Below are 14968 nucleotides of genomic sequence, written 5' to 3'. Positions count from 1 at the left end.
GTTTTCGTAGCACCGTGACCTCCGGCCCTCACGAGGAGCGTCGGAGGCGCAGCGTCTCTGGGCTGTCTGTCGTTGAGTTCGCTTGGGAACCGGTGGATTGCATCCCCCCTGCCCCGGCGCGACCCAGTCCCCTACGGTTCGACGTACCGGTCGAAGCTGACGGCTCGGGTCCCGTCGCTGCAGTCGTAGAACTCGTACGCGGAGCCTTCGACGTCGGTGACCGTGCACGACAGGCCTTCGGCACTGAACGTCGCGTCCCCCTGGTACGGGGTGTGCGCGCCCGCGATGCGGTCGACGAGCGAGCTGCCGATCCCGCTGCCGAGGCTGCCGTAGAGCGCTTCGACGCAGGTGACACCGGTGACGGTGATCCCGTCGGCGACATCGGAGGCGTAGGCGCCGAAGCCGTCGGCTTCGCCGAGCCAGACCGCCCCGCATCGGGTGTCGGGCGGTCCAGGGACCCCGACGAACCCGTCCCGGTCGAAGCGGTAGAGGGTCTGGGAGATGAACCCGCCGGCGCACGTGGGCTGGCAGGTGTTGGTGTGCTGTTCGATCTCGTAGGTGCCGTCCCCGTCGACGTCGACGGTGTACGCGTAGTAGTGGCTGGAGGCGGTGTAGTCCGGTGACGGGAGCGTCCCGTAGTCCTCGAAGCCGTCGTCGGTGACGGCAAGGACGGCGACGCCGTTGTACCGGCCCGGGTCCCAGTCGAAGAAGATGCGTCCGGCCGCGTCGACGGGGCGGGCCACGTCAGAGCCGTGGTCGCCTTGCCCGGCGGGTGCCATCGCGTACCAGGGGCAGCCACTCGTGTTCGCCCCGGAGTCCCACACGACCTCGCCGCGGTCGTCGACGGCGAACAGGATCCGGTCCGCGCAGAAGTTGCCGAGCCCGTCAGGTCCGATGGTGATCAGGTGCGTGGGGCCCCAGCGTGGATGGTCGATCGTGACCCGCCCGGACACGGTGCACGGGCCCTGGCAGTTCGCGACCGGCAGGAGCGTCTCTTCCGACAGGGTGCCGGTCATCGTGGTCGTGATGAGCCCTTCGGCGGCGTTGTCGAACAGGCCGTCGAAGGAGTTCGTGAGCACCGACCCGCCGGCGAGGGCGGCGGCGATGCGCGCTGCGGTCGGGGCGAGCTTGGCGGCGGCGTCGTCGACCTGACCGAGAACGGCGCGTGCGTCACGTCCGGTGATGCCGAGCGCGCCGAGCGCTTCGCGGGCGATGCCGCCGACGAGCTCGGGTTCTTGGATCAGCTCGAACCCGCAGCGGACCGCTTTGCCGATCGCTTCGGGCGCCGGGCCCAGGTCGTTGGGGGTGATGTCGACGCTGAACACGTCGATGCCGGAGATCTCCTGGGCGCAGCGGTAGGAGGCGAGGGAGACGGCCAGGGCCGTGCCGGTCTTGGCCGGCAGGTTCCCGAGGGCGGCCAGGATCGGGTTGGCGACGATGAGCGTCCAGGTCTGGTAGGCGCGGGTGTCGAAGGCCATCGTGAACGCGGGCCGGCGGAACCCGATCGACATCTCGTGCTCGCCGAGCAGCACCAGGTTCGATCCCGGTTCGACCCGGGCCGCCCAGGCGAGGACCTTGCGGTGCGCGTCGGAGTCCTGGTCCTGGGCCCACAGGTAGTCGTGGCCGCTGGCGACGGTGACGACCTGGGCGGTCCGCCGGTTCGACTTGAGGAACAGCTCGGTGCGGCTGGTGGCCCCGTCGTCGTTGGACTGGGAGCACACGTGCACCGACGCGGCCTCGGTGAACGTCGTGGTCGCCCACGACGGCGGGTCGTTGCGGCACGGGGGCGGGTCGGTGCGTCCGGTGACGAAGTCGGCCACGAAGTCGATGCCGCCACCGACGACGGTCACTGCCCCTTGCGCAGCGGTCGCAGCGGCGTCGGTGACCCATTGGGCGGCGTCGTACCAGACGGCCCAGCGGGTCGAGAAGCTGGTCGCGCCGGCGATGACGGTCCCGGTGTCGGGGTTCCACAGGCCCGGCTCGAGGACGTAGGTGCCGTCGTGTCGTTGGTGCAGGATCCCGGGGATGGCGGTGTCGGTCGGCGGGTCTGCGATGGCGAGGTGGATCTCGAAGGTTCCGGTGAAGGGGCCGGGGACCTCGACGTGCATACCGGGCCCGGCGGCCAGGATCCCTTCGACCGGGTCAGGTTCGGGGGCGGCGGTGGCGGTGATGCCGTCGGGGACGTCGGCCACGTTGCCCGAGTACAGGGCACCGACCGCGTCGACGTCGACGATCTGGTCCCCGGTCGGCGCGAACGGTCCGTCGTCGTCGACGAGCGCGGCCGCGGGTTCGGCTTCGACGGTCGCTTCGTTGCGCTGCGTCTGCTCGTCGTCGTCGCCGTTGCTGCACGCGGACGCAGCCACTGCGATCGCGGCCGCGACGGCCAGGGCCCGCCCCCACCTGATTGCCATGGCGTCAAGGTAGACGCCGGCTGCGACGCCACCGGACACCGACTGGCGTCCCCGGGTGGCTTCATGCGTTCGGGACGGCCTGGCAGCCGCTGCTGAGACAGATGGAAGACTTCTCGCCGGTTCCAGCCGTCTCCGCCGCGGAAATGTTCTGGGGTGAGATCGCGGAAATGCCGCACCTCGACCTGGCTCCTGCGCCGCTTCGCCGTCGAGTTCGACGCCAGCCCCGACGGGTTCAGCCTCGACGCCGGCGACGCCGCCCGCTCCATCGGCATCGGCACGCGCGGCGGGCGCACCGGCCCGTTCCCCCGGGCCATCGACCGCTGCGTGCGCTTCGGGTGCGCCCAGCACGCCGAGCACGGGATCCTCGCCGTCCGCCGGCGCCTCCCACCGCTGTCGAGCGCCCAGGCCAACCGCCTGCCCCGGCACCTGCGCACCGCCCACGAGGACTGGCAACGGGACCGCCGCCGGCGCGGTCCTCGACCGGTCGACGACGCCCACGCCACCCGGTTGGCCCGGAGCCTGCTCGACGTGGGGGCCAGCGCGGCCGAGGTGGAGGACCAGCTCCGCCGGTGGGGCTTCGACGACACCGGCGCCCGCCGGGCCCTCAAGGCAGCGGTGGCGGTCCCCCAGCGCGAAGCCGGATGACGGCTACCGCGCGTCCGGGTCGAAGCGGTAGCCGACGCCGTGCACGGTGGCGATCCAGCCCCCGCCCAGCTTCCGGCGCAGCCGGTGCACGTGCTCGTTCACCGTGCGGCCCTGCTGCCACTCGGTGGAGGAGTTCCACACGGCCTCGAGGAGCATGTCGCGGCTGAACGTCTGCCCGGGGTGGCGGACCAGGTGCTCGAGCAGGTCGAACTCCTTGGCGGTGAGCGCCACGCTCTCCCCGTCGAGGCGCACGACGCGCCGGGCCGGGTCGACGACCAGGGCGCCGTGGCGCACCTCGTCGCGACCGTGGGAGGAGCGGGCCAGGCGCACGGCGACGCGCGCGGTCAGCTCGGCGGGATCGATCGGGGAGGCGGCCACGTCGTCGGCGCCGGCGTCGAACACCTGGAACCGGTCGGGACGGGGGCCCGACACGACGACGATGGGGCAGTCGGTCTCACCCCGCACCGCGACGACCGGGTCGACGGCGTGCGGCTCGCCCTCGTCGACGACCACCACGACGAGATCGGCCCCCCGCACCGCCTCGGTTCGACCGCGCTCGGCGGTGTCCACCCGGCCCACGTGGCGGCAGCGGTCGAGCACGGCACGCACCTCCGGCACCGCGTCGCCGCGGCCGAGCACCAGGATCTGAGGTCGTTCGCCCGCCCACGTGGTCGTGGGCATGGCCTGGACCGTACCGGTGGATCCGGGACGTCCCTCCCCCTGCTCAGCGGGGCTTGCTCCACCCCTTCAGCAGCGCCAGCAGGGTGCGCACGCCGTACCCGGTGCCGCCCTTGATGTCGAGGGCGGTCTCCCTGTCGCTGAACGACGGCCCGGCGATGTCGAGGTGTGCCCAGGGGATGCCCTCGCCCACGAACTCCTTCAGGAACAGCGCGGCGATCGATGCGCCGCCGTAGCGGGTGCCGCTGATGTTCTTCATGTCGGCGATGTCGGAGTCCAGCTTCGAACGCCAGTCGTCGGGCAGCGGCAGCCGCCAGGACCGCTCCCCCGCGGCCTCACCGGCGGCCATGACCTGCTCGACCCACGCGTCGTGGCTGCCCATGACCCCGGCGTGGTCGTCGCCGAGGGCGACCATGCACGCACCCGTGAGCGTGGCCAGGTCGACGATGGCGTCGGGCGCCGCCTCCGACGCCCGGGAGAGGGCGTCGGCCAGGACGAGCCGGCCCTCGGCATCGGTGTTGTGGACCTCCACGGTCTTGCCGTTGCTGATGCGCAGCACGTCGCCGAGGCGCATCGCGTCGCCGCCGGTCATGTTGTCGGTGAGCGGCACGTAGCCCCGCACCTCCACCCGGGGGCGCAGCGCCGACAGCGCGCAGAACGCTCCGACCACCGCGGCGCCACCGCCCATGTCGCCCTTCATCGTGAGCATCCCGTCGCTCGGCTTGATGCTGAGGCCACCGGAGTCGAACGTGATGCCCTTGCCGACGAGCGCCACCGCGCCCCGCGGCTTGCCCTCCGGCACCCAGCGCAGCTCCAGGAAGCGGGGGTCGATCTCGGAGCCCCGGTTCACGCCGAGCAGGCCGCCCATGCCGGCCGCCTCGATCTCGGGCTTCTCGAGCACGGTGACCTCGAAGCCGTAGCTCTCCCCCAGCGACACCGCCTCGCGAGCGAAGGCGGGCGGCGTGAGCGTGCCGCCCGGTTCGTTCACCAGGTCCCGGGCCACGCCCACCGCGTCGGCGATGGCCGAGCCGAGGTCGAGGGCGTCCTGCACGCGCTTGCCGCCCTTGCCCACGACGTGGACCTCCTCGAGCAGCGACGGCTTCGGGTCGCTCTTGAGGACCGTGTAGGTGTACTGCCCGAGGCCGATGCCCTCGGCCAGCGCCTGGGCCGCGAGCACCGGGCTGAGCTCGCCCACGTGGTCGAGCAGGTCGGTGCGCACCACGCGGTGCGTCCGGGCGGCGCGGGCGACAGCGCCGGCGGCGCGGCGCAGGTCGTCGACGGTGCGGTCGGCGTCGGCGCCGACGCCGACGAGGATCGTCGGGCGGCCGTCGGCATCGGGGACCACCTGGGTCTGGCCCACCTCGGCCGTGAACCCCTGGGCGTCGAGGAACCCCTGGAGCGGGTGGTCGACGAGGGCCTCGGTGCTCACGCCGGTGGCGGGCACGGCGCCCTCGGGCGCCTCCTTGGTGAGGGTGGTCACGACGGTCATGGACGGTCTCCGATCGACTTGGACAGCAAGGTGTCGTCGGCCTCGACCCAGCGGGCCGCGGTCCACAGCAGCGAGGACAGACGGTTCAGGTACGGGATGGCGTGGGAGCCCTCCGACGCAGCGGGCAGCGACCGTCGCTCGGCCCGGCGCACCACGGTGCGGGCGACGTCCAGGCGGGCGGACAGCTCGTTCTGGCCGGGGACGACGAACTCGGTCGGGAACTCGAAGCGGCCGGCGAGGTCGTCGGTGCGCGCCGAGAGCTGCTCCACCATGGCCTCGGTCACCCGCGTCTGGCCGTCGACGAGCTTCGTGCGGTTCTCGGGCTGGGTCGCCAGCTCTGCCATCAGCACGTAGAGGTCGCGCTCGACCTCTACCAGCACGGTGTCGAGCTCGCCGCCCCGGTCCGTGGCGGCCCGGGCGAGGCCGATGGCGGCCTGGGCCTCGTCGACGGTGCCGTAGGCCTCGGGGAGCAAGTGGTCCTTCGGCACGCGACCACCGAAGAGGAGCCCGGTGGACCCGTCGTCACCCTTTCCCGTGTACACCCTGCTCATCGCGCCGGACCCTAGTTTCACTTGGGGGTGCAGAAGGGGTCCCTCGGTACGCTGGCGCCTCCATGCCCTCCCCCTTCCTCGACCTGATCGCCGAGCGCGTCGTCGTCTACGACGGCGCCTTCGGCACCTACGTGCAGGGTCTCGACCTCACCGCCGACGACTTCGGGGGTGAGGACCTCGAGGGCTGCAACGAGATCCTGGCCGTCACCCGTCCCGACGTCATCGCCGGCCTGCACGAGAGCTACTTCGCGGTGGGCTGCGACGTCACCGAGACCGCCACGTTCGGCGCGTTCGCCACGCCGCTCGCCGAGTACGGCCTCGCCGACCGCACCCACGAGCTCAACGTCGCCGCCGCCCGGCTCGCCCGGGACGTGGCCTCGGACTTCGCCACCGACGGCAGCCCCCGCTTCGTGGCCGGCTCCATCGGTCCCGGCACCAAGATGCCCACCCTCGGCCACATCACCTACGCCGAGCTGCGCGACCAGTACGAGGTCCAGGCCCGAGGCCTGCTCGAGGGCGGGGTCGACCTGTTCCTCATCGAGACCCAGTACGACCTGCTCGGCCTGAAGGCCGCGGTCAACGGGTGCAAGCGGGCCATGGCCGCCGTCGGCACGCAGGTGCCGATCCAGGCCCAGGTCACCATCGAGATGACCGGCACGATGCTGCCCGGCACCGAGATCGGCGCCGCGCTCGCCGCCATCGATCCCCTCGGCGTCGACGTCATCGGGCTCAACTGCGCCACCGGCCCGGGCGAGATGAGCGAGCACCTGCGCTACCTGTCCCAGCACTCGCGCATGCCGATCTCGGCCCTGCCCAACGCCGGCCTGCCCTCGGTGGTGGACGGCGCCATGCACTACGACCTCACACCGGAGGGCCTGCTCGAGGCCCAGTCCCGCTTCATCACCGACTTCGGCGTGCAGGTGGTCGGCGGCTGCTGCGGCACCGGGGCCGAGCACATCCGCCTGCTGGCCGAGCACTGCAAGGACCTCACGCCGGCGGCCCGCACCCCCGAGCACCTGCCCGGTGCCACGTCGGTGTACTCCTTCACCCCGTTCGAGCAGGACCTGTCCGTGCTCATCATCGGCGAGCGCACCAACGCCAACGGCTCCAAGGCGTTCCGCGAGGCGATGATCGAAGGCGACTGGGACACCACGGTCAAGATGGCCAAGGACCAGGTCGCCGGCGGCGCCCACGTCATCGACGTCTGCGTCGACTACGTCGGCCGCGACGGCAACGCCGACATGCACGAGGTGGCCAGCCGGTTCTCCACGCAGTCCACCGTGCCGCTGATGATCGACTCCACCGAGCCCGACGTGGTGGAGACGGCCCTGCAGCACCTGGGCGGCCGGGCCATCCTCAACTCGGTCAACCTCGAGGACGGCGACGCGCCCGGCACCCGGCTCGACCGCTTCCTCAGCCTGGCCAAGGAGTACGGCGCCGCGGTCGTGTGCACCTGCATCGACACCGAGGGCCAGGCCCGCGACGCCGAGTGGAAGCTGCGTGCAGCCAGGGCGATCCACGACATCGCCGTCGAGCGCTACGGCCTCGAGCCCTCCGACCTCATCTTCGACCCGCTGGCCCTCACCCTCGGCACCGGCCTCGAGGAGTCACGCCGCGACGGCATCGAGACCCTCGACGGCATCCGCCTCATCAAGGAGCACCTGCCCGGCGTGCACACCACGCTCGGGCTGTCCAACATCTCCTTCGGCCTGAAGCCGGCCGCCCGCCACGTGCTGAACAGCGTCTACCTGCACGAGTGCCAGGTGGCCGGGCTCGACTCGGCCATCGTCCACGCCGGGCGCATCCTGCCGCTGTCGCGCATCCCCGACGAGCAGCGCGACGCCTGCATGGACCTGGTCTACGACCGCCGCGGCACCGAGGGCGCGCTGTCCGGCGGCGACCCCGACTACGACCCGCTCACCAAGGTCCTGGAGCTGTTCGAAGACGTCGAGTCCGTCGAGCACGTCAAGGAGGACCGCAGCGACTGGCCGGTCGAGGAGCGCCTCAAGCAGCGCATCATCGACGGCGAGCGCAACGGCCTGGTCGAGGAGCTCGAGGAGGCCCGCACCGCCGGCATCGCCCCGCTCGACATCATCAACGACCACCTGCTCGCCGGCATGAAGGTGGTCGGCGAGCTGTTCGGATCGGGCGAGATGCAGCTGCCCTTCGTGCTGCAGTCGGCCGAGACGATGAAGGCCGCGGTCGCCCACCTCGAGCAGTACATGGAGAAGTCCGAGGAGGACACCTCCAAGGGCCGGATCGTGCTGGCCACGGTGAAGGGCGACGTCCACGACATCGGCAAGAACCTGGTCGACATCATCCTCACCAACAACGGCTACGAGGTGCACAACCTCGGCATCAAGGTGCCGGTGAGCGACATGATCGCCAAGGCCCAGGAGATCGGCGCCCACGCGATCGGGATGTCGGGCCTGCTCGTGAAGTCGACGCTGATCATGCGCGACAACCTCGAGGAGCTGAACCAGCGCGAGCTGTCCGACCTCCCCGTCATCCTCGGCGGCGCCGCGCTCACCCGCAGCTACGTCGAGCGGGACCTGCGCGAGGTCTACGACGGCCGCCTCTTCTACGGCCGCGACGCGTTCGAGGGCCTGCGCACCATGGACCGCCTCCGGGCCGTGCGCGCCGGCGAGGAGGCCGACGACCCCGACTGGGGCACCGTCCCGTCCGAGTCCACCGTGCGGGCCCGGGCCGGCATCGCCGAGCGCGATCCCTCCGCCGACGCGGACCTGGAGCTGCCGGACCGCTCCCCCGAGGTCACCGACGTCGACGTGCCCACGCCTCCCTTCTGGGGCAGCCAGGTCGTCAAGGGCATCGCCATCGACGACATCGCCGGCTACATCAACGAGACCGCCCTGTTCCGCAACCAGTGGCAGTTCCGGCCCGAGACCAAGGCCGACGGCACCAAGGAGACCGACGCCGAGTTCAAGGACCGGATCCGGCCCCAGCTGCGCAGCCAGCTCGCCGAAGCCAAGGCCGCCGGGCTCCTGCAGCCCGCCGTGGTCTACGGGTACTTCCCGGCCAACAAGGACGGCGACGACCTCGTCATCTGGACCGACGAGACCGCCACCGAGGAGCGGGTGCGCTTCCCGTTCCCCCGCCAGCGCGAAGCGCCGTTCCTCTGCGTGGCCGACTTCTTCCGCCCGGTCGGCGCCAGCCCCGCCGAGACCGTCGTCGACGTCGCCGCCTTCCACGTCGTGACCATGGGCCACGCCGTCTCCGAGCGCACGGCCGAGCTGTTCGCGGCCGACAAGTACCAGGAGTACATGCTCGTCCACGGCATCGGCGTCGAGATGGCCGAGGCGCTGGCCGAGCTGTGGCACCGTCGCATCCGCGAGGAGCTCGGCATCGCGGACGAGGACGGCCCCGACCTGCACGGCCTGTTCCGCCAGCAGTACCGCGGCGGCCGCTACTCATGGGGCTACCCGGCCTGCCCGGACCTCGAGGACAACGAGACCGTCGCCACGCTGCTGGGCGCCGAGCGCATCGGCATCGAGGTCAGCGAGGACACCGGCTTCCAGTTCCAGCCCGAGCAGTCCACCTCAGCACTCATCTGCCACCACCCCCGGGCCAAGTACTTCGTCGCCCGGTAGCGCTCCTGGGCCTTCGCCGCTCCCCGGGCGGGACCCTTGAAGGGAACTGGCAGCGACCACGGAACGCCCGGAGGATCGGTCCGACCCGGGATCGGCGCCTGGACCTACGCTGCCCGCGTGAACCGCATCGCGGCGCTCGATCCCCCGCCGTGGGTGCAGCACGCGGTCATGGTCGGCGCATACGTGGCGCTCGCCGCCTGGGGTGAGGCGGTCAGCGGCGCCGCTTCGGTCACGCTGTGGTACCCGGCGCCAGGCCTGGCGGTGGCCGCCGTGCTCCTGGGCGGGGCACGGTTCGTCGTGCCGACCATCGTCGCCGAGCTGATCGTCAGCATCGCGATCTTCGACGTCGCCGCCGACTTCGGCGTCGGGCTCACCGTGCTCAACGCCGTCCTGGTCGGCGGCTCCTACGCCCTCGTCGGCCTGGCGCTGCGACGGGCCCGGCTCGACCCGACGATCCCCGATGTCCGCAGCCTCGGCATCCTCGCCGGCGGCCTGCTGGTCGGCGCCCTGCCCGGGGCGGTCTTCGGGACAGCCATCCTCCGGTGGGCCGACGTGATCGCCTCGGCGGACCAGCTCGACTCGCTGCGGACGTGGCTCCAGGGCGACGCCATCGGCATGCTCAGCGTCACTCCAGCCATCGTCCTCGGGATCACGATGCGTCGGGCGGACGTCATCGTCGCCCCCCGGCCGCCGCTCCGAAGTGGCCTCGGGCTCCTCGAGATCGTGAGCGTCGTCGCGGTCCCGGTCGCCACCGCGCTCCTCATCGACCGGGTCGACATGCTCTACCTGTCGCTGGCCCCCATCGTGCTGGTCGCCCTCCGCCGGGCCCACCCCGGTTCCGCCATCGCCGCCGCCATCATCGCCGGCCTGGTGCCGACCACCCTCGCCATCGGGGCACGCGGTGCGTTCGACCGTGGCGATGTCGTCGTGCTCCTGGCGGTGATCGCGCTCACCGGCATCGTCATGGGCGTGGTCGTGGCCGAGGGCTTCCGGTCCGAGCGCACCACGCAGCAGCTCGGCCACGCCCTCGGCAACACCGAGGACATCGTGCTGATCGCCGATGCCGAGGGCATGCCGGCTTGGTGGAACGCCGCCGCCGAGCGGTTCATCCTGCGCGACGGCGACGGACTCCCCTGCCGGGTGAGCGACACGCTCCGCGGAGGCGCAGAACGATCCCTCGAGCTGACCCGCCGGGTGCGATCCGGCCAGACCTGGCGGGGCGAGGAGGTGCTGGTCGATCGCGACGGCGTCGAGGTGCCCGTCTCGCTCGTCGTCATCCCCGAGCTGGGCGACGAGGACCACGTCGTGAACTACACCCTGTTCGCTCGCGACGCCTCCGCCGAGCGCGCCTACGAGGCCGAGCTCACCCGCCACGCCCTCTACGACCAGCTCACCGGCGTCGCCAACCGGGCGCTCCTCCATGCCCGGCTGCAGCAGGCCACCGTGCGGGTCCGCCAGGACGGCATGGCCGCCGCGCTCCTGCTGTTCGACCTCGACCGCTTCAAGCTGGTCAACGACAACCTCGGCCACGCCTTCGGCGACGAGGTGCTGCGCGCCGTGGCCGAGCGCCTCTCGTCGGTGCTCCGCAGCACCCAGACGCTCGCCCGTCTGGGCGGCGACGAGTTCGCCGTCCTGGCCGAGGACCTCCAGGACACCGGTGGTGCGGCCCGGGTGGCCGAGTCCGTGCTCGAGGCGCTCCGCGCACCGTTCCAGCTCGGCCACGGCAACACGGTGGTGACGGCCAGCGTCGGCGTCGTGGTGCTCGCAGCCGACACCGATCCCGACGAGGTGCTGCGCCGCGCCGACCTGGCCATGTACCGGGCCAAGGCTCGCGGCGGCGGCCGGTACACCATCTACGAGCAGGCGATGAGCGCGGCCGCGGCCCGCCGTCACCGCATCGAGTCCTGCCTGCGCTCGGTCATCGAGGAGCCGACGGTGCCGCTGCACTACCAGCCGGTCATCGAGATCGACTCCGGTGGCGTCCACTTCGCCGAGGCGCTCCTGCGCCTCGAGCTGGCCGACCTCGGAAAGATCCCGCCGCCCGAGGTGCTCGGCGTCGCCCACCAGATCGACCGCATGGCACAGCTCGGCCGGCTGATCATCGACACCGCGGCCCAGGCGGCCGCCGCGTGGCCGGATCCGGTCGGGGTGTCGGTGAACGTGTCACCGATCCAGCTGCGGGACGACGAGCTGCCCGACGTGCTGCGGCGGGCAGCCGACGCCGCCGGCCTTCCGGTGGACCGGCTCATCGTGGAGCTCACCGAGGACGCCTTCCTCGAGGAGCCCGAGCACGCCGCCTCGGTGCTGCGCGACTGCCGCCAGATCGGCGTGCGGGTCGCGCTCGACGACTTCGGCAGCGGCTTCTCGTCCCTGTCGATCCTGCGGACGCTGCCCATCGACATCCTCAAGCTCGACAACGCCCTGCTCAGCGACCTCGCCGAATCCCCCCAGGCCCGTGCCGTGGTCCGGGCCGTCACCGGCGTCGCCGATGCCCTCGGCCTCGACGTGGTCGCCGAGGGCATCGAGACCGAGGCCCAGCTCGAGATCTGCCGCTCCCTCGGCTGCCGCTACGGCCAGGGCTACTTCCTCGGCGTGCCGGCGCCGGCCACCGAGATGGCCGCCCACCGCCCCGTCGGCTGACCCCCCGGGGGAAACTGGCAGCGGCTACGGAACGGGGCGCCGATCGATCGGACGGTCTCGGAGATCTGGCAGCGGTGGCGGAACACGGGTGACGTCGACGCCGAGCTCCACCAAGCGCCGACGGATCGCCATCAGGACCTGCTCGGGGTAGAAGATCACCTCGTCCTCGTCGAAGCGATCCACCGTCCAACCGAGCTGGCGCAGGCGTCGGTCCCGGCGAGCATCTCGGGCCGCGACCTCGGGGAGCTCGTGGTGCGGGCCGTCGATCTCGATGGCCAGCTTCACGGCCGGGTAGGCGAAGTCGATGCGGTAGTACCGGCCGTTCGGAAGCGGTACGACCAGCTGGCACACGGGTAGCGGCAGCCACGCATCGATCAAGAGGTCGAGGACGGTCTGCTCCAGGGTGGTGTCCGGGATCCCCTCGACCCCGTAGTACCGCTCGAGCTGGCGTCGGAGCGGGCCGCACCCGTCACGGCCCCGGTTGCTGTGCAGCCGGAGCACGGCGGCGAGCTGCTTCCAGGACAGGCCGTGGTCCCGTCGCAGCTCGCGCAGGACGGTCGTGTACGCCGTCTCGCCGAGGACCGCGCCGATGTCCACCGCGAGGCGTCGGGGCGGGGTGCACGGGATGCCTTCGATGAGCACGGGCGGCACGTAGGCGATGTCTCGGCTCTGGTGCACGATCACGCCTTCGCGGCGGAAGGTGCGCTTCGACGGAATCGTGATCTCCGGGCGCGACGCCTCGTAGGTCGGGACGCCCAGCAGGCGGGCCACGGCGCGATGCGACGCCTGGGCGGGCGGCTTCGCCAGCTTGATCGCGGCAAGCGTCTGCTGGTGCCAGGTCTCGGGCGCATCGCGCAGCCGGTAGAGCCCTCGACCGATGCGGTCGAGGTGCCCGTGGCGCTCCATGCGGTGCAGCTGGGCTCGGTGCACGCCGACCTCGGCTGCACCATCGGGATCGATGAGGTGGTGTTGGGCATCCAGCACCGGAACGATGAGGTCCTCGGGACGTACGGGCACGACTGCTCCCCTTCGCTTGCACTGGGGGAAGTCGTCGGTGCCGCAGCACCCGTCGGGGCAGCGTAGGTCCGGGGGTCCGACAGCGTTCCGTGGTCGCTGCCAGAAGCGTTCCGTGGTCGCTGCCAGTTTCCTCTGGCGTCAGGTAGCTGGCAGCTCTTGGACCTGGGTGGCGCAGGGCGCGAAGAGGTCGCCGAGCTCGGCGACGCGGGTGAGCACGTCGGGGGCGGTGAAGGAGAGCGGCTCGCCGTCGGCGCAGTCGCTGACCTCGTCCCAGGTCACGGGCGTGGACACCGTCGGGCTCGCCTTGGCCCGGAGCGAGTACACGGCCACGGTCGTCTTGTGGCGGCTGTTCTGGCTCCAGTCGATGAAGACCTTGCCCGGGCGCTGGGCCTTCGCCATCACCGAGGTGACGTCGTCGGGGCGGTGCTTCTCGAGCACCCGGGCGACGGCGTGGGCGAACTCGCTCGTGTGGTCGTGGGTGTGGGGCGCGTTCAGCGGCACGTACAGCTGCATGCCCTTGGAGCCCGACGTCTTGGCCACGCACTCGAGGCCGATGCCGGCGAGCACGTCGCGCAGCTCCAGGCCGACCCGGGCGCACTCGATGATCGTCGCCGGCTCACCCGGGTCGAGGTCGAACACGCACAGCTGGGGCGACTCGATGTCGGCGCCGAGCGCCATCGGCGCGTGGATCTCGAGGGCCGCCATGTTCCCTGCCCAGGCCAGTGCCGGGACCGAGTCCAGGTTGCAGTAGCCGATCGCCCCGCCCCGGTCGCCGGGCCCGTCGATCGTGCTGACGAACTCGGGTCGGTGGGACGCGCAGCGCTTCTCGAAGAACGAGCCGCCCTCGACCCCGTCGGGGAACCGCTTCAGCGTGATCCCCCGGCCGGCGATGTGGGGCAGCATCGCCGGCGCGATGCGGGCGTAGTAGTCGATGACCTCGGCCTTGGTGAACCCGGTCTCCGGGTACAGCACCTTGTCGAGGTTGGTGAGCTTCAGGCGCCGGCCGTCCAGCTCGACGAGCCGCTCGGTCACGCGGTCTGCGCAGCGTCCTGGTCGGCGGGCCCGTCCTCGCCGGCGATCTCGTCACCGGACACGGTCCCCGGAGCCGCCGCCGTGGGGTGCCGACCACGGGCTTCCTTGGCCGCGGCGACGGACGCCTCGAGGGCGGCCATGAGGTCGACGACCTTGTCCTCCTGCGGCTCGGGCGTGGTGACCACGTCCTCCTCGCCGGCGGCCTTGCGATCGATGACCTCGAGCACCTTGGTCCGGTAGGTGTCGGTGTACTTGGCCGGTTCGAAGGTCTCGCTGAGCGAGGCGATGAGCTGCTCGGCCATCACCAGCTCCTTGTCGGAGACCTCCACGTCGTCGAGCTGGGCGAGCTCGGGGATCTGGGCCGGGTCGTTGATCTCATCGGCGTAGACCATCGTCGACATCACGAGCTTGCCGTCCTGGGGCCGCACCGCGCACAGGTACTGCTTCGTGCGCATCACCACCCGGGCGATGCCGACCTTGCCCGACTGCTCCATGGCCCGGGCCAGCAGCGCGTAGGGCTTGGCCGTGGCCTTGTCCGGCGCGAGCAGGTAGGCGGAGTCGTAGAAGACCGGATCGATGTCGGCCAGGTCGACGAACTCCTCGATGTCGATCGTGCGGCTCGCCTTGGGGTCGAGCTGGGCCAGCTCGTCGTCGGAGACGGTGACGTAGTCGCCGCTCGGCAGCTCGTAGCCCTTGACGATGTCGTCGTTGGTGACCTCGTCACCCGAGTCGGCGGAGACCTTCTTGTACTTGATGCGCGCGCCGGTGTTGCGGTCGATCTGGTTGAAGCGGACCGACTTGCGGCTGACGGCGGCGTAGAGCTTCACGGGGATGTTGACCAGCCCGAAGCTGATCGACCCGCTCCACATGGCACGAGGCATGGGTTCAGTACACCCC

General features: G+C 71.5%; 10 protein-coding genes. 3 read left to right on the top strand and 7 right to left on the bottom strand.

Annotated features, from left to right (window positions below; genetic code table 11):
* Nucleotides 1-131: 131 nt before the first annotated feature.
* A complete protein-coding gene (locus RGQ06_RS13100; protein WP_432428651.1) occupies nucleotides 132-2411 on the bottom strand; it encodes a hypothetical protein in 2280 nt (759 codons plus the stop codon).
* 153 nt (nucleotides 2412-2564) lie between these two features.
* On the opposite strand from RGQ06_RS13100, the gene RGQ06_RS13095 reads away from it, so the two are divergent.
* A complete protein-coding gene (locus RGQ06_RS13095; RefSeq protein ID WP_432428650.1) occupies nucleotides 2565-3056 on the top strand; it encodes a hypothetical protein in 492 nt (163 codons plus the stop codon).
* Between the two features lie 3 nt (nucleotides 3057-3059).
* On the opposite strand, the gene RGQ06_RS13090 is transcribed toward RGQ06_RS13095, so the two are convergent.
* Genes RGQ06_RS13090 through RGQ06_RS13080 form a run of 3 tightly spaced genes read right to left on the bottom strand, consistent with a single transcriptional unit; the run spans nucleotide 3060 to nucleotide 5774 of the window.
* Nucleotides 3060-3737 (bottom strand): winged helix-turn-helix domain-containing protein, encoded by a 678-nt coding sequence (locus RGQ06_RS13090; RefSeq protein WP_432428649.1) that lies wholly within the window; start codon nucleotides 3735-3737, stop codon nucleotides 3060-3062.
* Nucleotides 3738-3780: 43 nt separating this feature from the next.
* On the bottom strand, nucleotides 3781-5223 hold the full coding sequence (locus RGQ06_RS13085; RefSeq protein ID WP_432428648.1) for a leucyl aminopeptidase: 1443 nt from the start codon (nucleotides 5221-5223) through the stop codon (nucleotides 3781-3783).
* Entirely contained in the window at nucleotides 5220-5774 is a 555-nt protein-coding gene (locus RGQ06_RS13080) for a cob(I)yrinic acid a,c-diamide adenosyltransferase (protein WP_432428647.1), read from the bottom strand. The genes RGQ06_RS13085 and RGQ06_RS13080 overlap by 4 nt, the downstream gene beginning before the upstream one ends.
* Before the next feature lie 62 nt (nucleotides 5775-5836).
* Here RGQ06_RS13080 and metH point away from each other — a divergent pair, with 62 nt between their 5' ends.
* Both metH and RGQ06_RS13070 read left to right on the top strand, forming a co-directional pair.
* A complete protein-coding gene (gene metH, locus RGQ06_RS13075) occupies nucleotides 5837-9382 on the top strand; it encodes a methionine synthase (protein ID WP_432428646.1) in 3546 nt (1181 codons plus the stop codon).
* A gap of 117 nt (nucleotides 9383-9499) precedes the next feature.
* Nucleotides 9500-12022: an EAL domain-containing protein gene (locus RGQ06_RS13070; protein ID WP_432428645.1), complete on the top strand. Its 2523-nt coding sequence runs from the start codon at nucleotides 9500-9502 to the stop codon at nucleotides 12020-12022.
* 24 nt (nucleotides 12023-12046) lie between these two features.
* Here the strand turns inward: RGQ06_RS13070 and RGQ06_RS13065 are convergent, their stop codons facing one another.
* From RGQ06_RS13065 to RGQ06_RS13055, 3 genes are all read right to left on the bottom strand, one after another.
* Complete coding sequence (locus RGQ06_RS13065) at nucleotides 12047-13039, bottom strand: DUF559 domain-containing protein (RefSeq protein WP_432428644.1); 993 nt, start codon at nucleotides 13037-13039, stop codon at nucleotides 12047-12049.
* 138 nt (nucleotides 13040-13177) lie between these two features.
* A complete protein-coding gene (gene ligD / locus RGQ06_RS13060) occupies nucleotides 13178-14071 on the bottom strand; it encodes a non-homologous end-joining DNA ligase (protein ID WP_432428643.1) in 894 nt (297 codons plus the stop codon).
* Nucleotides 14068-14952, bottom strand: coding sequence for a Ku protein (locus RGQ06_RS13055; RefSeq protein ID WP_432428642.1), 885 nt, complete (start codon nucleotides 14950-14952; stop codon nucleotides 14068-14070). The genes ligD and RGQ06_RS13055 overlap by 4 nt, the downstream gene beginning before the upstream one ends.
* Between the last annotated feature and the right edge of the window lie 16 nt (nucleotides 14953-14968).

Source organism: Salinilacustrithrix flava (assembly GCF_041228405.1).
In the GTDB taxonomy this organism is placed as follows: domain Bacteria; phylum Actinomycetota; class Acidimicrobiia; order Acidimicrobiales; family Salinilacustritrichaceae; genus Salinilacustrithrix; species Salinilacustrithrix flava.
Note: the sequence above shows the minus strand (reverse complement) of the source record. Positions and strands in the feature narration are given on the sequence as shown.

What these genes read in the sequence shown, in the direction of transcription:
- RGQ06_RS13080 (WP_432428647.1), bottom strand. Translation starts at nt 5,774, where the DNA reads ATGAGCAGGGTGTACACGGGAAAGGGTGACGACGGGTCCACCGGGCTC.
- RGQ06_RS13090 (WP_432428649.1), bottom strand. Translation starts at nt 3,737, where the DNA reads ATGCCCACGACCACGTGGGCGGGCGAACGACCTCAGATCCTGGTGCTC.
- metH (WP_432428646.1), top strand. Translation starts at nt 5,837, where the DNA reads ATGCCCTCCCCCTTCCTCGACCTGATCGCCGAGCGCGTCGTCGTCTAC.
- RGQ06_RS13100 (WP_432428651.1), bottom strand. Translation starts at nt 2,411, where the DNA reads ATGGCAATCAGGTGGGGGCGGGCCCTGGCCGTCGCGGCCGCGATCGCA.
- RGQ06_RS13085 (WP_432428648.1), bottom strand. Translation starts at nt 5,223, where the DNA reads ATGACCGTCGTGACCACCCTCACCAAGGAGGCGCCCGAGGGCGCCGTG.
- RGQ06_RS13055 (WP_432428642.1), bottom strand. Translation starts at nt 14,952, where the DNA reads ATGCCTCGTGCCATGTGGAGCGGGTCGATCAGCTTCGGGCTGGTCAAC.